The following is a 19,274-nucleotide window of genomic DNA, read 5'->3' on the forward strand; positions in this document are numbered from 1 at the left end:
GGCACGAGACCCTGGAGGGGGAGGTCCCATGCGTCGTTCGTCCACGCTCGCCCGCATCATCACGGTGATCATCGCCATCGTTCTCGCGCCCGTCGGCGCCGGACTCCTCGCCGGAGGCGGCCGGGTCTGGATGTACACGGTGTTCCAATACGCCCGCGAGGTCGACCTCGCGGAGCTGGCCGGTCCGGCCGCGCTGCAGGCACTCGGCATCCTGCTGCTCGTCGCCGTCGTCGTCACCGGCATCTGGAGCTCGGCCGGTTTGATCGCCGTCGGCGTTCTCGCCCTCGCACCGGTGTTCTTCGCCATGTTCCCGGCGGCGCTGATCGCCACGCAGCGCGCCGTGCGCCTGCCCCTGGAGTGGACAGACGGCATCATCTACGGGGTGCCGCTCGTGCTCTTCCCCGTGCTCGGCACGATGGGCGTCGTGCTCGCGCTCGTACGCCGCCGGCCCGAGCCGAAGGGCCCTGCGCTCGGCCTCGTCGGCGGCATCCTCTCCCCCGTCCTGCTCGCTTTCGGCGTGGGGCTGCTCGCCTGGGGGATCGGCACCGGGATGCTGTACGCCTATCAGCGCTTCGAGATGACGGTGCAGCCGATCGCCGTGGCCGCCGTGCTCGGCGGCACGATCCTCGTGGTGATCGGGATCGCGGTGACGCGCTGGTCGCCGTTCGCTCTGCTACTGCCCGCGCTGGTGCTGCTCGTCGTGAACGCGCTCGTGCTCCTCCCCGACGTGCTCTTCCCCGCGCTGTTCCAGCTGCCGCGGGAGATCAGCAGCACGCTCCCGGCCCTTCTGCTCTTCGGAACCGGCACCGCGACGGCAGTCCTGTACCTCTCTTATACGTTCGTGCTGCGCCGGGTGCGCGCGCGGGCGCAGCAAGCCCCCGCAGCCCCGGTCGCGCCGCCGTTCGGTCAGCTCCAGGGTCAGCATCCGATCTACCCGCCGTCGCCCGCGCAGTACTTCCCGGGGACGGGGATGGGTCCCGCCTCGCACTCCCCGGCGATCCCGACCTACCCGCCGGCGCCGGGCACCGGGCCGACCGGTTCATGACTCCGGAGATCTGACGAGAGAAGGGCCCGATCTCGCCGATCGGGCCCTTCTCCGTGCAGTTCTGAGGAGTTGTGAACCGCGACTCAGTGCTTCTTCGCGGCGCGCAGCGCCTTCTCCTGGATCGGGGCCTCACCGGAGGCCTCGAGATCGGCGTAGTACGCGCGAGCCTCGTCCTGGCGCGCCTTCTCGGCACCGGAGGCGATCGGCGCTCGCACGTGCTCGGGTTCGTAGCCGAATGCGTTCACGAGATCGAGCGCGTGCGGGCGCAGACGGGCGCAGAGCCGGTCGATGTAGCTCGACACCGCCGCAGCGCGCTGCATCGACAGACGCCCGTTGATCAGGTGCCAGGCGAGGTGCTTCTCGATGAGCTGCAGCCCGAAGAGGTCGCGCAGCCACGTGAGCACGGCCTTCGTCTGCTCGTCATCGACGGTGTGCACGGCGTCGGTGAACGCCTCCCACTGCAGCAGCTCGCCGTGGGCACGGGCGGCTTCGATGAGCTCGGCCTGGTTCTCATTGAACAGACGGGCGCCGAGTGCCTTGTCCTTCGCACCGGGGCGCAGCCGGTTCGCGATGTCGGCGACCATTTGCTGCACGCGCTCGGTGAGCAGCTGGTGCTGCTGCTCCTCGCGCAGTCCGTTCTCGACCGACCGCGAGACCTGCCCGAGATCGGCGACCGACTGCCCGAACTGACGCAGCCCGGCTCCGTGGAACAGCTTGCCGGCGGTCATCCCGACCGCGTACTTGGCGAGGGCCGCGGCATCCTTGCCCTTGAACTGGCTCGCGTAGTCGGTGAGCAGGCGCTTGCCGACGAGTTGCAGCAGCACGTTGTTGTCGCCCTCGAAGGTGACGTAGATGTCGAGGTCGGCGCGCAGCCCGACGAGACGGTTCTCGAACATGAAGCCCGCCCCGCCGCACGCCTCGCGGGCCTCCTGCAGCGTGTCGAGTGCGTGCCAGGTCGACAGCGGCTTGAGCGCCGCGGCGAGGGTCTCGAGGTCTTCGCGGTCGTCGGGGGTGTCGGTGCGCCCCGAGAAGACGCCGTCGAACTTCCGCAGGAACTCGTCGTGCGCGAAGATCTGCGCGTAGGTCGTGGCGAGGCGCGGCAGCAGGCGGCGCTGGTGCTTGCCGTAGTCGAGCAGCACGACCTCCTGCCCGTCGACGCCGTCGAACTGGCGACGCTGGGTCGCGTACGTGATCGCGATGTGCAGTCCGAGGGCGGATGCCCAGGATGCCGCGCCGTCGAGAGAGACGCGGCCCTGCACGAGGGTGCCGAGCATCGTGAAGAAGCGGCGACCGGGGCTGTCGATGGCACTGGTGTAGGTGCCGTCGGCGGCGACGTCGCCGTACTTGTTGAGCAGGTTGGTGCGCGGGATGCGCACCTGCTCGAAGCTCAGGCGCCCGTTGTCGATGCCGTTCAGGCCGCCCTTGAGCCCGTCGTCCTCACGGCCGATGCCGGGGAGGTCGATGCCGTCGTCTCCGCGCAGCGGCACGTAGAAGCAGTGCACGCCGTGGTTCACACCGTTGGTGATGAGCTGTGCGAACACGGTCGCGGCGATGCCGTGCAGCCCCGCGTTGCCGAGGTACTCCTTCGTCGCCCCGCGGAACGGGGTGTGGACGACGAACTCCTCCGTGGCGGGGTCGTACGTCGCGGTGGTGCCGACCGCGGCGACGTCCGATCCGTGGCCGATCTCGGTCATCGCGAACGCGCCGGGGATCGAGAGGTCCATGATGCCGGGCAGCCACTTCTCATGGTGCTCCTTCGTGCCCAGCTGCAGCACGGCCGATCCGAAGAGGCCCCACTGCACACCCGACTTGATCTGCAGGCTGGGGTCGGCGACGACGAGCTCCTCGAAGCTCGCGATGTTGGCGCCGTTGTTCTCCTCGCCGCCGAGCGACTTCGGGAACGCCCGGTGCACCGCCTTGTTCTCGACGAGCAGGTGCAGCTGGCTGAGCACGCGCTCGCGATGCTCGTCCTTGCCGAGGTCGTCCTGCCGCCAGAAGGCGGAGTCCTTGATCATCTCGCGGGCCTCGCGGCGGGTGTCGCCCCAGGTCCCCAGCAGGAGATCGTTGACGCGGGCGACATCGATGACGGGGCTGGTGGCCTCGACGATCGGGGTCTTCGTGGTGCGGACGGCGGCGTCGACCATGAGCATTCCTCTCGGAGAAGAAGGTGGAGTGCTCTTATCGTAGGACTCCGACAACTTCGGGCGAAGTCACCTGTGCATCCTCTCCAACGGACTGTCGGGGCGTGCCCTCTGCGTGTTGTCGGTTGCTCACAGTCCGGCCCCGCTTCCACCTGCGCAGGACCCAGAGCTGCACCTTGCGCCAGGTGACGTCGCGCACGAAGATCATGTCGCTGAAGATCATCACGAGAGAGAAGAACGGCAGCGACATCAGGATGCCGATGCCCGCGTGCATGCCCGTGATCGCGATCAGTCCGAAGATGCGCGTCCACCGGTTGAGGAGCGTCAGCGGGAACAGCAGTTGCATGTAGACGCTCAGCCACGAGGCGATGAAGATCGCCGGGGTCACGTGCCAGGCGATCTCGTTCAACCAGGGGAAGAGGATGAACTGCTCGAGACGCAGCGGATAGTAGGCGGCGATGCCCTCGGTCCACATCGATCCCTGCAGCTTCCACAGTGCGCTCGTGATGTAGACGATGCACAGCTGCGCGCCGATGAGGATCACGGCGACGTTGTTCGACAGCACCGGCACCCAGCGTGGCAGCACGTGGCCGCGGAACGAGAGCGGATGCTCGTCGCGGGTGATCCGTCGACGGCGCGCGTCGAGCGACCAGCGCTGCGACGTGTCGGCGAGCAGGAGGAAGAGGAGCATCACGCGGAACGTCTGGTAGTGCCCCGTGTTGAGTACGAGCGGGTTCGTCGATGCGTAGCCGAGCCACAGCACGACGAAGAGCGGAGCGATGATCCGCATCCGCCACCCCAGCAGGTAGGCGACCGCGACCGCGAGCAGCAGGGCGACCTTTATATAGGTGAACCAGTCCGGATCGCTGCGCGAGAACAGGATCGAGATCGGCCAGACGTAGGTGTTCACCCCGCTCGGCCGGTACAGCGACTCCCCCCAGCGCGATCCCTCGCCGAACGTATAGGAGTAGTCCGGCAGATAGAGCAGGATGCTGACGATCGTGAGCCCCGCGAAACCGATGCGCATCACGGCGAGGCCGTAGGTCGCGTGCCGGCGATCGAGCAGCCAGTGGAGCAAGGAATCCCAGAGCCGGGTGACGGCGTTCATCCGGCATCCTCCTCGTCGCCCGTGAGCGAGCCGGTGACGCCGGCGGCCTCGGCCCAGTGGAGGAACGTCCGGGCGAACGCGTCTTCGCTCTGCTGCGACCAGTCGAGCACGGGGCGCCAGCCCAGTTGCGTATAAGAGGAGTCGGGGCGGACGGCATCCGGGTCGTTGCGGTCGTCCCACCGGATCACCGGGCTGTAGACCGACCGGGTCTGCACGGCGAGGATCTCGCCGTCGTCGTCCCAGAGCGCTCGTGCGGCCTGCGTCGCATACGAGGTCGTGTAGTTTGTGGCGCGGATGAAGGAACGCACATCACCCGCGTTCGCGCCGTCGGCCGCGAGCAGCGCCTCGTTCAGTTCGGCCAGATCCGGGCTCGTGTGGAAGTTCTCCTCGACCACCGCCTTCTGAGCGTCGGTGAGCTTGCCGAACGAGGTCATGAGCTGCTCGGCGCCGATCACCGTGAGCTGCTTGCGCAGCACGCGACGGTACGGTTCGGCGAGTTCGATGGCCGTGACGTCGACCCACTTCGTCTCGACCCGCTCGCCGTCCGGCGTCTCGACCCAGGCCCGCACCCAGAGGTTGCGGTCGGCGCTGGCCGGGTCGGGGGCGAAGATCCGGTAGTCCTGCACGAAGTAGGGCCGGATCCAGGCATCCGCCGCCCGACCGGGCAGCGCCTCGTACTTGACCTCCGTCGACGGGACGTTGAATACGGCGGTGAGAGCGATGTGGACCGCCGCCAGGAGGAGCGCTGCCGCGCTGGCGACCTTCGCCGCCTTCGGAATCGGCTGCGCTCTCGTCGACGTGTGGGTCATCTGCGTCCTCTGCTCGGCCTGCTGCGGAGACGTACGGCGGCACCCGAGCCGGGGGATCCCGGGTGCCGCCGATCGCGATCGGTCACGTCTTCGACGTCACCGACATCCGCCTCCTGCGTGCGCCGGCCGCGAGGGCCGCTCCGGCCAACAGGAATGCCAGGCCCCAGACCAGCGACGGTCCGGATTCCGCACCCGTGGTCGCCAGACCCGACGGGGTCACCCGGAATTGGATGGAGACCGATCCGGACTCCGCTCCGGTGAGCGTCACGGTGTGGATGCCGAGATCCTGCGTGGCCGGGATCGTCCAGGTGAACGTCACCTGACCGGCCGCGTTCGCGACCTGCGTGCCGAGGTTGAGCGGCGCGGACTGCATGACGCCCGTCACCACCTCACCCGGCCGGAACCCGGTTCCCGTCGCGGACTGGGACTCGCCCTGTGCGCGCTCCGGGTAGAGGATCGTGATCCCGAGCTCGGCGCCCGGATCGGTTCCGGTGTCCGTGCCCGTGTCGGTTCCGGTGTCGGTACCCGTGTCGGTGTCCGTACCCGTGTCGGTGCCGGGGTCAGCGCCCGGATCCGTGTCGGTATCGGTTCCCGGGTCCGTGTCCGTGTCCGTGTCCGTACCCGTGTCCGTGTCCGTACCCGTGTCGGTGTCCGTACCCGTATCGGTGTCCGTACCCGTGTCGGTGCCGGGGTCAGCGCCCGGATCCGTGTCGGTATCGGTTCCCGGGTCCGTGTCCGTACCCGTGTCCGTGTCCGTACCCGTGTCGGTGTCCGTACCCGTATCGGTGTCCGTACCCGTATCGGTGTCCGTACCCGGATCAGTGTCCGTGTCCGTACCCGGATCAGTGTCCGTGTCCGTACCGGTGTCGGTGTCCGTACCCGGATCAGTGTCCGTGTCCGTACCCGGATCAGTGTCCGTACCCGGATCAGTGTCCGTGTCCGTACCGGTGTCGGTGTCCGTACCCGTATCGGTGTCCGTACCCGGATCAGTGTCCGTGTCCGTACCCGGATCAGTGTCCGTGTCCGTACCCGGATCAGTGTCCGTGTCCGTACCCGGATCAGTGTCCGTGTCCGTACCCGTGTCGGTGTCCGTACCGGTGTCGGTGTCCGTACCCGGATCAGTGTCCGTGTCCGTACCCGGATCAGTGTCCGTGTCCGTACCCGGATCAGTGTCCGTGTCGGTACCCGGATCGGTGTCCGTACCCGTATCCGTGTCCGTACCCGTGTCGGTGTCCGTACCCGTATCCGTGTCCGTGCCGGTGTCCGTGTCGGTACCGGTGTCCGTGTCGGTACCCGGATCGGTATCCGTGTCGGTACCGGGGTCCGTCACCGGATCGGTGTCGGTTCCGGTGGCCTCGACCACGAGGGCGGCCTCGGCGGTGTTGCCGTTCGCGTCCTCGCCGACGACCGTGTAGTCGCCCGGCTCGGCCGTTCCCGGAACCGTGAGCTGCGTACCCGCAGGCACCACGCCGTTCTCGTCGGTCTCGACGGTGACGGGAGCACCCACCGGGTCGCCCGCGGCATCCTCGATCTGGAACGTGACGTCGGTCAGCGGCGGCCACCCATCGGAGGTGATGTCAGTCGCAGCTCCCGGCGCGACCGGGCTGGTCACGTCGAGCGTCGGCGCGAACGCCTCCACCGTCACGTCTCCCTCACCGGTATTGCCGTTCTCGTCGGTACCGACGACCGTGAACGTGCCGGGGTCGGCATCGGCCGGAACCGTGATCGTCGTTCCGGGCGGAACGTCGCCGTTCTCGTCGGTCGTGACGATGACGGGCTCGCCCACGGGGTCACCGTCCTCGTCTTCGAGCTGGAACGTGACCTCGGTCAGCGGCGGCCACCCACCCGAGGTGATCGTCGTGGGCTGCCCCGGCTTCACCGGACCCGAGAGCTCGACGGTCGGGGTCCAGGCCTCCACCGTCACGTCTCCCTCACCCGTGTTGCCGTCGGCATCCGTACCGACCACCGTCAACGTGCCCGGATCCGCATCCGCCGGAACCGTCAGCGTCGTGTCCGCGGGGATGTTGCCGTCCTCGTCGGCCGAGACCGTGATCGGGTCACCGACCGGGTTGCCGTCGGCATCCTCCAACTGGAACGTGATCTCCGCCAGCGGCGGCCACCCACCCGAGGTGATCGTCGTGGGCTGCCCCGGCTTCACCGGACCCGAAAGCTCGACGGTCGGGGTCCAGGCCTCCACCGTCACGTCTCCCTCACCCGTGTTGCCGTCGGCATCCGTACCGACAACCGTGTAGTCACCGGGCTCGGATCCAACGGGAACCGTCAGCACCGTGTCCGCGGGAATGTTGCCGTCGGCATCCGCCTCGACCGTGATCGGGTCACCGACCGGGTCGCCCGCCGCATCCTGCAGCTGGAACGTGATGCTCGCCAGCGGCGGCCACCCACCCGAGGTGATCGTGGTCGTCTGGCCCGGCTTCACCGGACCGGATGCCGCGACCGTCGGCGTCCACGGTTCCACCGTGACCGTCGCTTCCCCGGTGATCCCTTCGACGCCCGTGCCGACGACCGTGTAGTCGCCCGGCTCGGTGCCGACGGGAACCGTGAGCACGGTCCCTGCGGGAACGTTGCCCTCGGCATCCGTCGTGACCGTCACGGGTGCACCGACGGGCTCACCCTCGGCGTCTTCCAGCTGGAACGTCACCGACGTCGCCGGCGGCCATCCACCCGAAGTGATGGCGGTCGTCTGACCCGGCTTCACCGGACCCGATGCGTCGACCGTCGGAGTCCACGGAGCAACCACGAGCGGCCCCTCGGCCGTGTCGCCCTCGGCTTCACCCGTGACGACGTAGTCGCCCGGGTCGGTCGAGATCGGAACCGTGAGGGTCGTGCCGGCGGGGATGTTTCCGTCGACGTCGGTCGTCACCGTGACCGGGTCGCCGACGGGATCGCCGTCCTCGGTCTCGATCTGGAAGGTGACGTCGACCTCGGCCGGCCACCCGCCCGATGCGATCGTGGTCGTCTGACCCGGCTTCACCGGACCGGATGCCGTCAGCTGCGGCGTGCCCGGAACGGCGAGCACCGTGACGGTGCCCTCGGCCGTGTTCCCGAACTCGTCCTCACCGGCGACCGTGTAGTCGCCGATCGCGGAGCCGGCCGGAACCGTCAGCGTCGTGCCGGCGGGGATGTTGCCGTCTTCGTCGGTCGTGACCGTCACCGGAGTGCCGACAGCGGCGCCGGTGGGGTCTTCGAGTTCGAACGCGACCTCGGCCTCAGCGGGCCAGCCGCCCGAGGTGAGCGTCGTGGACTCTCCGACCGTGATCGGCCCGGTCGCCGACACCGTCGGCGTGTAGGCCTCGACGACCAGAGGCGCCTCGACCGTCTGATCACCGGCGGATGCCGTGACCGTGTAGTCGCCGGCTGCCGCCGTGGGCGGAACCGTCAGCGTCGTTCCGGCCGGGAAGTCTCCGTCGGTGTTCGTCGTCACGGTGATCGGGGCACCGACCGCCGTACCGTCCCCGTCTTCGAGCTGGACGCTAACGGCCGTGTTCGCCGGCCATCCGCCGGAGGTGAGCGTGGTGGGCTGCCCCGGCTTCACCGGACTCGTCGCCTCGAGCAGAGGCGCGAGCGCGTTCGGCCCTGCTTCGGCTCGAGCGAGCACGAGCGTGCCCACCCCGCCTCCGCCGGCGATCGCGCCGACCGTGAGGACGAACGCCTCCTGGCTGTAGATCGGGCCGTTGTCGGGCTGCACGTTCCCGCGGAGCGAGACGACGCCGTTGAGCAGGCTGACCGCCGGGGCGATCGCGGTGATGATGTTGCCCACCGCCGTCGTCACGGTCGGCACGACGGTGTTCACGACACCGCCCGTTCCGAGCAGGACGTTGTTGATCGGCGTCGCCAGAGCACCGAGCAGCGTAGCCACCGGAATCGTGACCGGGAGTCCCACCGCCTTCACCGAGATCGTGGCCGTCGCGGTGCCGGCCACGACGCTCGCGAGCGTCTGATTCGGCACACTGACGGTGATACCGGTACCCAGATCGGGGAAGCCGGTGGAGCAGGTCGGTGCCGCTCCGACGAGGCAGATCGCCGCACCGATGTTGAGAGTCGCGGCGTTGAGCGTCGTCGTCAACGTCGTACGCACGAGGTTCGGCACCGTGTTGAGCAGGGTCCCGACGCGCGTGATCAGCGCATTGAGCACGGGTGCCGAGAGCACTTCCTCGTTGACGCCGAGGTTGTTGAGCCCGTGCCCCGCGGCGCTCGTCAGCAGCGCATCGAGGTTGGCGCTGACCACACCGGTGCGCAGGTTCACCGTCACGACACCGTCGGTCAGCGGGGTATCGAGGATGGTGTTGATCGCCGTGTTCACCTGGGTCGTGATGGTGATGTTCAGCCCGGGATTGCCGAGCAGGGGCGCGAGGGCCGCGTTCAGCCCCGCGAGCGCGCCGGCCAGAAGTCCATTGGGCCCGGTCAGCGTGTTGACCGCCGCATCGACGGTGGAGACCACCCCGCCGGTTCCGGTGAGGGTGTTCGTCAGGCCGGTCACCGCAGGCAATTGCAGCGTGACATTGCCACCGGCGACGTTGTAGTCCCGGGTGACGGTTCCATCTGCCGCGAGGGCCACCTCGGCGCTGATCGCACCGAGCGACACGTCGAGGTCGGCGACCACGCCGGTGACCGTCGAGCCGAGAAGGCCCTGCAGGTTGAGCGATGCATTCGACGGGTAGGCCCCGGTGCCGGTCGTATCGACCACGCCGTTGTCGGCCACCGCGCCGGCGACGGCGCGGCTCGAACCGTCGGGATTCGACACGGAGTACTGGTTCACCGCCCCGAGGGACAGGAAGTTCGAGAGCGCGGGAACGCTGAGTCCGCTCGGGATGCCGATGCTCAGCGCGTTCAACGCGGTGAGGTTCAGCGCCCCGGTCGAGACGTTCGGTTGCCCGGTCGAGCCGTCGTTGGTCGTCTGCACCCCTTGCAGCGCCACGACGTCGTCGAGCGGTAGCCCGCCGAGCAGAAGACTGCCCGTGAGGAATCGCGAACTGGAGGCAGACTCGTCCCCTGGAGCTGCCACAGCCGCTGTCGGGGCGATGACGCTCCCGACGACCACTGCACTGATTGCTGCTACTGCGAGGATTCTGCTTTTGGGCAGAGTCCTCCTTCGTGTACTGCTCATTTGCCCTCCCGTGATGTCGAACTGAGTTCGTCGTCACTAGGCCCCCCCAGGAACCGGCATCTTTACCGATCAGGCGCAAGTAAGAGTGTTTCTACGGGAGATTTCGATGGTTGTCTAGGCGTTCAGTGAATTCCATTTCGAGAATATGAAGGCTCACCAAACAGCCTCTTCGCCCCGTGTCATCGACGGAGACGCTGGCGGAAGGAATCAGTTGGTGGCGATCACCGAGAGCACGGCGTCGCCGTAGTCGTCGCGCTTCTTCGCTCCGATGCCGCTGATGCCGTCGAGGTCGGAGAGGCTCGACGGGCGGCGCTCCGTGAGTGCGCGGAGCGTGGCGTCACTGAACACCATGTAGGCAGGTCTGCCCAGTTCACGAGCGGTTTCTGCACGCCACACTCGGAGCGCTTCGAAGAGCGGCCGATCGTCGGCATCCACCGCATCGGCGGCCGTCGCCTTGCGGGCGCGCGTGGTCGTCGCGCGCCCGATCGTGTCTTTACGCAGGGGCACCGCGGTCTCTCCGCGCAGCACTCCGGCCGCCTGTTCCCCGGGCGCGAGGGTTCCATATTCCCCTTGCGCCATGAGAATGCCGCGGGCCAGAAGTTGGCGCACGACGCTGCGCCAATCCTGATCCGAGAGATCGGACCCGATGCCGTAGGTGGCGAGCTTGTCGTGTCCCTGTTGACGGATGCGTTCGGTCGACGCGCCCCGCAGGATGTCGATCAGGTGGCCCGCGCCGAAGGCCTGGTTGCGTTCGCGCTTGAGGCGCACGATCGTCGAGAGCAGCTTCTGGGCGGGGACGAGGCCGTCGAAGGTCTCGGTGTCTTCGAGGCACGTGTCGCAGTTGCCGCAGGGCTGCGACTCCTGGCCGAAGTAGCCGAGGAGGTTCTGTCGGCGGCATTCGACGGTCTCGCACAGGGCGAGCATGGCGTCGAGGTGCTGTCCCATGCGCATCTTGAAGGTGCGGTCGCCGGGGCTCTGATCGATCAGGCGACGCTGCTGCACGACATCGCCCAGGCCGTAGGCCATCCACGCGACCGACGGCTCACCGTCGCGCCCCGCTCGACCCGTCTCCTGGTAGTACCCCTCGACCGACTTGGGCAGGTCGATGTGGGCGACGAAGCGCACATCGGGCTTGTCGATACCCATGCCGAAAGCGATCGTGGCCACCATGATCACGCCGTCTTCGCGCAGGAAGCGCGACTGATTGGCGGCGCGCACCTCGGCGGGGAGCCCCGCGTGGTACGGCAGTGCAAGGAGGCCCTGCGCGGCGAGATACGTGGCGGTCTGCTCGACCGACTTGCGGCTGAGCGCGTAGACGATTCCGGCGGGACCGGTGGCCGCGCCCTCGGCGGACTCCTGCGACCTGATGAAGGAGACGAGCTGCTTGCGCGGGTCGACCTTCGGCACGATCCGGTACTGGATGTTCGGCCGATCGAAGCTGGCGACGAAGTGCTGCGCGGTGCTGAGCTGAAGGCGCTCGGTGATCTCCTGGTGCGTGGCGCGTGTGGCGGTGGCCGTGAGGGCCATGCGGGGCACCCCGGGGAACCGCTCGCCCAGGTCGCCCAGCGCGAGGTAGTCGGGGCGGAAGTCGTGCCCCCACTGCGACACGCAGTGCGCCTCGTCGATCGCGATCACGCTGAGGGTGCCGCGCTGCAGGAGCGCCGTGGTCTGCGCGTTCGACAGACGCTCGGGGGCGACGTAGATGACGTCGAGCTCACCCGCGATGTAGGAGCGCTCGACCTCGGCACGCTCCTGCGGCGACTGGGTGGAGTTGAGGTAGGCGGCGTTGACGCCGTTGGCGCGTAGCGCGTCGACCTGGTCGTGCATGAGCGCGATGAGCGGGCTCACGACGAGTCCGGTGCCCTCGCGCACGAGTGCGGGTACCTGGTACGTGATGCTCTTACCGCCCCCCGTCGGCATCAGCACCACCGCGTCGCCGCCGGCGATCACCTGATCGACGATCGCGGCCTGGTCGCCGCGGAAATCGTCGTAGCCGAAGACCGTGTGCAGCGCTTCGCGTGCGGTCGTATAGCGGCTCGGCGTGGCACGGCGGGTGATGGGGGCGCTGTTCGGGCGAGGCACGGATGCCGGGGAGACCGGGGTCGTGGGGCCGGGGCCCCAGTCGAGCGGCGGCTCGAAACCGGCGCCCTGCGGCTCCCAATCCATCGGCTCGGGCGGGGCGCTGGGCTCCCACCCGTCGTCGTAGGGCTCGTCGGCGTACGGCAGATCCGCGTACGGGTCACGGGGAGTCTGCGGCATCCCTCCAGCGTAACGACCCCCGCCGACGCCGGCCCAGTGCTCTCCACAGGTCGGTCACGTGGGTCGCGGTCGCACCGCAGCGGAGGAGATCCGCACAACGACGTGATGACGAGACGCACACGGCTGGACGAGTCGGATGTCGCGCTCATGGCTTCCTCATCGGGAAGCGCCCGTTGTTCCTCCTCCGCGAGCTCGTATCTACTGACGGCGACCGGCTGGCTCGTCGACGCGAGGGCGTATCGCACGACCGTATCGTTCTTCCCCGCGACCAGCAGGATGCCAACCGTGGGGAGATGCTTCTCCGGAACGCGGAGCCGATCGTCGACGACACTGACGTAGAACCCCAGTTGCCCGGCATCCGCAGGCGTGAACCTCGTCGTGTTGAGCTCGATCACGACGTACCGCAGTTGCTCGATGTGGAAGAACAACAGGTCTACGAAGAAATCGTCACCATCGATGTCGAAGTGCACCTGCCGACCGACGAACGCGAACCCCGGGCCGAGCTCGCGCATCGTGTCGAGAATGCGATCGACCAGCCGTTGCTCGAGCTCCCGTTCCGATGCGTTGCCATCGATCGCGAGGAACTGTAACGCGTACGGATCCTTCGTGATCTCGCGCGCCTGGTCCGAATCGTCCCGATCGAGCGCACCCTCGAAGTTCGTGGGCGCCGCCGCCTCGCGCTCGTGCAGGCGAGTGGTGATCTGGTGCGCGAGCACAGCTCGACTCCACCCGTGGTGTGCATCCTTCGCTGCGTACCAGTCGCGCAGGCCCTGGTCGTCGACCTTGTCGAGAAGCTGGATGACATGGCTCCAGGGCAATTCGCCAACGGCTTGTTGGCGAATTGAATTGGGAGCGGGCCAAGCCATGGCGAAGCGGCGCATGTAGCGCAGATTCGCTGGAGAAAACCCGGTCATACCCGGGAACGCCGCCCGCAGGTCCGCCGCGAGTCGCGAGAGTACCGCAGATCCCCATACTTCTGTAGCAAGACGCTGCTGGATCGTTCTACCGATCCGCCACCAGAGCATCAGAAGCTCCGTGTTCGCCACGCGCTGAGCCCTTACCCGCGCCTGCCGCACGTGCGTCTTGAGATCTTCGAGCGTGGTGAGGTAGTCGTCGGGAGCCATGTCGTGCGTCATCGTCATGAGGCGATCCTGCTGACGGCCACCGACACCGGAGCGGTTATCCACAACTCTGCTGCACGCCCACTTTTCCTGCACAGAAACCTCTACGTTGGACGGCGTGATGGCACGACGACGATGGATCGACGAGGCCGATGTCGGGCTCGCCCTGGTGACGATCTTCATTGCGATGTCTCTGCTGCTCCCGTGTTACTTGTTCGCGCTGCACCTCGGCGCCGCGGGGTGCGGCGAGACATGCGAGAGCACGACGACCTGGTGGACGACCCTCACCTTCTTCGCCTTCGACGGCATCCTGTTCGCGGCGGTGATGCCTGTCTATGTTCTGCGCGCGAAACGCTGGGAACGCACGTGGTGGATACCCGCGGGAGGCATTCTTCTGTTGGCCGTCGGCGGTCTCATCGCCTACCTCGTGATCCGCATCGCCATCCCCACACCCTGAGGGGTCAGAACACGCCGCCTTGGCCGCGGGGCGCGCGGCGTGTTGTGACCCCTCACCGGGAGGACCGCACTCCCCCGCGCGGGCGTAGGTTTGAACCAGACGCCCGAAGGAGCATCCGATGACCGACATCACCGTCACCCGCAACGACGACGCCTCGCGCTACGAGATCCGCACCGGAGACCTGCTCGCCGGCTTCGCCGCGTTCGAGACGAAGCACGGTCGGATCCGGTTCACGCACACCGAGATCGACCCCGCGTTCCAGGGGCAGGGGCTGGCGGGCAAGCTCGCGAAGGCCGCCCTGACGGATGCCGCGGCGAGCGGCGCCGCGATCGTTCCGCTGTGCCCCTACATCGCTTCCTATCTGGAGACGCACGAGATCCCGGGCGCCGAGATCCGCTGGCCGAAGCGACCGGGCGAATGATCGGCGAGCGGCGCGTCATCCTCGAGCCCCGGGAGGTTCCCCTCGGCGGGGTGCGGGGTATGAACGTGCTGCGGGCGCTGCCGCACCGCAACCTGCCGACCATCGGTGCCTGGTGCTTCCTCGACCGCTTCGGTCCCGCCGACACCCGCATGCGTGTCGAACCGCACCCGCACATCGGCCTGCAGACCGTGACCTGGCCGCTCGTCGGCGAGATCCGCCACCGCGACTCGCTCGGCAGCGATGCCGATCTTCGCCGCGGCCAGCTCAACCTCATGACGGCGGGCAACGGCATCTCGCACTCCGAGTACTCGATCGGCGACGAGCCGATCCCCCTCGACGCCCTGCAGTTCTGGGTGGTGCTGCCGGAGTCCGCGCGGCACGGAGCCGCCGGCTTCGAGCGGCACACGTCGCTGCCGGGGCTCGCCCTGCCCGCCGAACAGGGAGCGGATGCCTCGGCCACCGTCGTTCTCGGCGAGTTCGCCGGCGTCCGTTCACCGGCGACCGTGCACACCCCGATCATCGGCGCCGAGATCGTCGTGCCCGCGGGAACCCGCGTGCGACTGCCGTTGCACCCCGACTGGGAGCACGCCGTGATGCTCGTCGAGGGCGATGCGCAGGTGGCGGAGCATCCGCTCTCGCTCAACGACACCCTCTATCTGGGCGACTCCCGCGACACCGTCACGGTCGAGAGCACAGAGGGCGCCCTGCTGTTCGTGCTCGGCGGCGAGCCCTTCGAAGACGAGATCGTCATGTGGTGGAACTTCGCGGGCCGCTCGCACGACGAGATCGCCGAGGCGCGCGAGGAGTGGGAGGCGGCATCCGCCCGCTTCGGCGAGGTCGAGGGGCACGACGTGCGCATCCCGGCGCCGCCGTTGCCGCCCGTGCGCCTGATGCCCCGCAGCCGCAAGCTCTGACGGCCGCTGCGACCCGTCACCCGCGCTCGGGGGTGTGCACCCGGGCGAGGAAGCGATCGGTACGGGGCGAGGGGCCGCGCGGATCGAGCACCGACACCACGACCGTGACCGCGACGGCGAGCGGAATCGTCCAGGCCGCGGGCTGCGCGAGATACGGTGCGGCGATTCCGACACCGTCGATCGCCGCATGCACGAGCAGCGCCAGCCCGCACGCGACCCCGCCGCTCACCATCCCGGCCACGGCCCCACGCGCGGTGAGCCCGCGCCACCAGACGCCCAGCAGCACGACCGGCGACAGGGTGGATGCCGCGACGACGAACACCACGCCGACGCTCGCGACCAGCCCCGCCGGCACCGTGAGCAGCGCGATCGCGAGCGGCACCAGCGCGCACAGCAGCGCCGAGACGCGGAACGAGCGCACCGAACCCGAGAAGACGTCCTGGCTGATCACCCCGGCGAGCGACACGACGAGCCCCGCCGACGTCGCGAGGAACGCCGCGAAAGCCCCGGCGACGATGAGGGCCGTCAGCAGCTCGCCCATGATGCCGGGGAACACCCGCGACGGCAGCTGCAGCACGACGGTGTCGGCGAGGCCCGGCACCGCGAGGTCGGGGGCGGCGATGCGCGCCAGCAGCCCCATGCCGCTCGAGACCGCGTAGAACGCGCTCACCATCGCGATCACGATCACGGTCGTGCGCCGCGCCGAGACCCCGGTCGGGCTCGTGTAGAAGCGCACGAGCACGTGCGGCAGGCCCATCGTGCCCAGGAGCAGAGCGAGCAGGAGGGATGCCGTCTCATACGCGTCGAATCCCGAGGGACCGGCCTCGGCGGGGAACACGAGCGCGGGGTCGAAGTCGTGCGGCCCGCCGCTCAGCGCGAAGGCGATGAGGATGACCGGCACCAGCAGTGCCGTGAGTTTGAGCCAGTACTGGAACGCCTGCACGTAGGTGATCGCGCGCATGCCTCCCGCCGCGACGGCCGCGGCGACCAGCACCGCCACGGTCACGGCGCCCACCCACTCGGGTAGCCCCGCGACGACGACGAGCGTGATGCCCGCCCCGTGCAGCTGCGGCACGATGTACAGCCATCCGATGATGAGCACCGCCGCACTCGTCACCCGTCGCGCCGCGGTCGACTCCAGCCGAGCTTCGACGAAGTCGGGGATCGTGTACGCCCCGCTGCGGCGCAGGGGTGCGGCGACGAACGCGAGCACCAGCAGATACCCCGCCGCGTAGCCGATCGGGAACCAGAACCCGCGCGCCCCGTCGAGCAGCACGAGCCCCGAGAGCCCGAGGAAGGTGCCCGCCGAGAGGTACTCGCCGCTGATCGCCGAGGCGTTCCACACCGGGCGCACGGTGCGCGAGGCGACGAAGAAGTCGCTCGTGGTACGCGAGATCCGCAGACCGTAGACGCCGATCAGCAGCGTCGCGACGACCACGAGCGCGACCCCGATGAGATCGAGGACCGCGTTCACTCGCGGTCCCGCAGCGCCCGGTACCGGCGCTCGTTGCGCGCGGCGGTGCGCACGTAGAGCAGCGCGAACACGAGGATCACCGGGTAGAACGCGAACGCCTGCAGCAGCCACGACAGCGGCAGCCCCCACAGCACGATCCGGTCGATCTCGGGGATCAGCGCGATCGTGAGCGCCATCGCCAGCACGACGAGCACGAACCCGGCGATCGTGCCGAGAGCGAGTCGGAACTGGCTGCGCATCAGGGCGCGCGCGTACACGGCATCCGCTTCGTCGACCGGGGAGCCCGGCAGAGCGATCCCGCGCGTCGCCGTGGTCGGGCGGCGCGGCACGGCATCCGCTGTCACCTTGACCCGCTTCGGCGCCTCGGTCACGGCATCCCCTCGCTGCGCACCAGCGCTTCGCGCACGGTCGGCACCAGACGCCTGCTCACCGGCAGCACGATCTCGCCCACCGACACCGACGGATCGGTGCCGGAGAGCCGGGCCTCGGTGACGGCGGATGACCGAACCAGTGTCGAGCGATGGATGCGCAGGAATCCGGCACCCGCCCATCGCGCCTCGAGTTCGGAGATCGGGATGCGCACGAGATGCCCGGCATCGCCGTCGGCGTGCAGCCGCGAGTAGTCGCCCTGCGCCTGCACCCAGCGGATGTCACTGCGACGCACGAAACGCACCGCCGAGCCGATCGAGACGGGCAGCACCTCGTCGTCGCCCGCCGAGGGTGCGTCGCCGCGCTCGATCACCCGATCGACGGCCTGCCGCAGACGGGCCGCGCGCACGGGCTTGAGCAGGTAGTCGGCCGCGCGCAGTTCGAACGCCTCGACGGCGCGGGCGTCGTCGGCCGTGACGAACACCACGGCGGGCGGTTCGGCGAGCGAGAGCAGTCCGCGCGCGAGTTCGGTGCCGAGCAGCCCGGGCATATGGATGTCGAGAAAGGCGATGCGCACCGCGCGTTGGGACAGCTGCCGCAGAGCGTCAGCACCCGTCGTGGCGGTGAGGATGTCGCCGATGCGCTCATCGGTGCGCAGCAGGTGCACGAGTTCGTCGAGCGCCGGTCTCTCGTCGTCGGCGACGAGCACGTCGATCATGGCCGCACCTCGTTGTCGGGGTCGTTCAGCGGCTGCGACTTGGGCACCCGCATGCGCACCAGGGTACCCGCGCCCGTGTTCGTCTCGACGACCAGACCGCCGTCCGCGCCGTAGAGCTGGCGCAGACGCGTATCGACGTTGCGCAGCCCCACGTGCAGGCCGTCGTCGGCCGCCGTGAGGGTGGAGCGCAGAGCATCCGGGTCCATGCCGATGCCGTCGTCCTCCACCGTGATCTCGGTGTGCGTGCCCTCGTCGCGCGACACGATCCGGATCTCTCCCCCTCCCTCGCCCGGTTCGAGCCCGTGCCGCACCGCGTTCTCGACGAGCGGCTGCACCGAGAGGAACGGGATCACCGTCGCGAGCGTCTCGGGGGCGATCTGCAGCGTCACGCGCAGGCGCTCGCCGAATCGGGCGCGCTCGAGCTCGAGATAGGAACGGATGCTTTCGAGCTCATCGGCCACGGTCGTGAACTCGCCCTGTCGCCGGAATGAATAACGAGTGAAGTCGGCGAACTCGAGCACGAGTTCGCGGGCGCGGGCGGGGTCGGTCGTGATGAAGGAGGCGATCGCCGTGAGGGCGTTGTAGATGAAGTGCGGCGAGATCTGAGCGCGCAGCGAGCGCAGCTCGGCCTCGGCGAGCTGGGTGCGCGAGGCGTCGAGTCCGCCCAGCTCGACCTGTGCCGCGCACCAGTCGGCGACCTCTTCCGCAGCGCGCACCAGCGCCGCCCGCACCGGGGCGGCGAATGCGACGACAACGCCGATCACGTGGCCGTCGACGACGATCGGCGCTCCGACGCCCTCGAGATGGTCGTCGGCGGCCTGCGAGGGGAAGACCTGTCGGCGGCCCGATTCGCGTACGCGCGTCGCGATCCGCACGGCCGCGGCGTCGAGCCCGTCGGTCGCGCCGTCGAAGGAGACGGTGTCGTCGTCGGCGACGATCGCGACCGCGGCGCTGCCGAGCAGCACGCGCAGGTGCCGAGCGGCCTTCACAACCTCCGGCGCCGAGAGCCCCGCGCGCAGATGCGGAGCGGCGAGACTCGCGTGATGTAGCGCCCGCAGAGCCGCCTGCTCGCCCTCGCTGCCGAGATCGGCCGCGCCGCGCGCGAGACGCCGCGCGAGCAGCAGCAGCACCGTCAGCGCGATGCCGCCGAGCACGCCCAGCACGGCGGCGAGAACGACGTCGGTCATGGGATCAGCCTAGGCAGGGTGCCTCGTGGGGGACGCTTCGACAGGCTCAGCGACCCAGCCCTTGTGGGTCCCTGAGCTTGTCGAAGGGCCCCACCACGCACAACTGGGTCCCTGAGCCTGTCGAAG

13 protein-coding genes and 1 pseudogene are annotated in these 19,274 nt (G+C 68.9%); 4 read left to right on the plus strand and 10 right to left on the minus strand.

All coding sequences use genetic code 11. The features are described 5' to 3' along the window. Nucleotides 1-28: 28 nt before the first annotated feature. Nucleotides 29-1,045, plus strand: a complete 1,017-nt coding sequence (locus ACIQTT_RS08160) for a hypothetical protein (RefSeq protein ID WP_402788398.1) — start codon at nucleotides 29-31, stop codon at nucleotides 1,043-1,045. A gap of 83 nt (nucleotides 1,046-1,128) precedes the next feature. Here the strand turns inward: ACIQTT_RS08160 and ACIQTT_RS08165 are convergent, their stop codons facing one another. The 6 genes and pseudogenes from ACIQTT_RS08165 to ACIQTT_RS08190 all read right to left on the minus strand — a co-directional run. After that, complete coding sequence (locus ACIQTT_RS08165; RefSeq protein WP_402788400.1) at nucleotides 1,129-3,189, minus strand: acyl-CoA dehydrogenase; 2,061 nt, start codon at nucleotides 3,187-3,189, stop codon at nucleotides 1,129-1,131. Nucleotides 3,190-3,223: 34 nt separating this feature from the next. Continuing rightward, nucleotides 3,224-4,294, minus strand: coding sequence for an HTTM domain-containing protein (locus ACIQTT_RS08170; protein ID WP_402788401.1), 1,071 nt, complete (start codon nucleotides 4,292-4,294; stop codon nucleotides 3,224-3,226). Continuing rightward, a complete protein-coding gene (locus tag ACIQTT_RS08175) occupies nucleotides 4,291-5,103 on the minus strand; it encodes a DUF5819 family protein (protein ID WP_402788403.1) in 813 nt (270 codons plus the stop codon). Before ACIQTT_RS08175 ends, ACIQTT_RS08170 begins: the two co-directional genes overlap by 4 nt. Nucleotides 5,104-5,185: 82 nt before the next feature. Then, complete coding sequence (locus ACIQTT_RS08180; RefSeq protein ID WP_402788405.1) at nucleotides 5,186-10,126, minus strand: choice-of-anchor G family protein; 4,941 nt, start codon at nucleotides 10,124-10,126, stop codon at nucleotides 5,186-5,188. Between the two features lie 309 nt (nucleotides 10,127-10,435). Next, a complete protein-coding gene (gene recQ, locus ACIQTT_RS08185) occupies nucleotides 10,436-12,487 on the minus strand; it encodes a DNA helicase RecQ (RefSeq protein ID WP_402788407.1) in 2,052 nt (683 codons plus the stop codon). Nucleotides 12,488-12,723: 236 nt separating this feature from the next. Further along, a pseudogene (locus ACIQTT_RS08190) lies at nucleotides 12,724-13,791 on the minus strand (YhcG family protein); the annotation flags it as partial. On the opposite strand from ACIQTT_RS08190, the gene ACIQTT_RS08195 reads away from it, so the two are divergent. The 3 genes from ACIQTT_RS08195 (at nucleotide 13,730) to ACIQTT_RS08205 (ending at nucleotide 15,400) form a co-directional block, all read left to right on the plus strand. Beyond that, a complete protein-coding gene (locus tag ACIQTT_RS08195; RefSeq protein ID WP_402791204.1) occupies nucleotides 13,730-14,065 on the plus strand; it encodes a hypothetical protein in 336 nt (111 codons plus the stop codon). The pseudogene ACIQTT_RS08190 and the gene ACIQTT_RS08195 overlap by 62 nt on opposite strands. A gap of 118 nt (nucleotides 14,066-14,183) precedes the next feature. Further along, on the plus strand, nucleotides 14,184-14,486 hold the full coding sequence (locus tag ACIQTT_RS08200) for a GNAT family N-acetyltransferase (RefSeq protein WP_402788409.1): 303 nt from the start codon (nucleotides 14,184-14,186) through the stop codon (nucleotides 14,484-14,486). Further along, the gene (locus ACIQTT_RS08205) at nucleotides 14,483-15,400 is read left to right on the plus strand and encodes a pirin family protein (RefSeq protein ID WP_402788411.1); all 918 of its coding nucleotides are present in this window, start codon (nucleotides 14,483-14,485) and stop codon (nucleotides 15,398-15,400) included. Before ACIQTT_RS08200 ends, ACIQTT_RS08205 begins: the two co-directional genes overlap by 4 nt. Nucleotides 15,401-15,416: 16 nt before the next feature. Here the strand turns inward: ACIQTT_RS08205 and ACIQTT_RS08210 are convergent, their stop codons facing one another. Genes ACIQTT_RS08210 through ACIQTT_RS08225 form a run of 4 tightly spaced genes read right to left on the minus strand, consistent with a single transcriptional unit; the run spans nucleotide 15,417 to nucleotide 19,148 of the window. Then, nucleotides 15,417-16,874 (minus strand): cation acetate symporter, encoded by a 1,458-nt coding sequence (locus ACIQTT_RS08210; RefSeq protein WP_402788413.1) that lies wholly within the window; start codon nucleotides 16,872-16,874, stop codon nucleotides 15,417-15,419. Beyond that, nucleotides 16,871-17,245 (minus strand): heavy metal transporter, encoded by a 375-nt coding sequence (locus tag ACIQTT_RS08215; protein ID WP_402788414.1) that lies wholly within the window; start codon nucleotides 17,243-17,245, stop codon nucleotides 16,871-16,873. Before ACIQTT_RS08215 ends, ACIQTT_RS08210 begins: the two co-directional genes overlap by 4 nt. Continuing rightward, nucleotides 17,242-17,961 (minus strand): LytR/AlgR family response regulator transcription factor, encoded by a 720-nt coding sequence (locus tag ACIQTT_RS08220; protein WP_402788416.1) that lies wholly within the window; start codon nucleotides 17,959-17,961, stop codon nucleotides 17,242-17,244. The genes ACIQTT_RS08215 and ACIQTT_RS08220 overlap by 4 nt, the downstream gene beginning before the upstream one ends. Next, the gene (locus tag ACIQTT_RS08225) at nucleotides 17,958-19,148 is read right to left on the minus strand and encodes a sensor histidine kinase (protein WP_402788418.1); all 1,191 of its coding nucleotides are present in this window, start codon (nucleotides 19,146-19,148) and stop codon (nucleotides 17,958-17,960) included. The genes ACIQTT_RS08220 and ACIQTT_RS08225 overlap by 4 nt, the downstream gene beginning before the upstream one ends. Nucleotides 19,149-19,274: the final 126 nt, after the last annotated feature.

The sequence above is a fragment of the Microbacterium sp. NPDC090225 genome (assembly GCF_044772365.1).
In the GTDB taxonomy this organism is placed as follows: Bacteria; Actinomycetota; Actinomycetes; order Actinomycetales; family Microbacteriaceae; genus Microbacterium.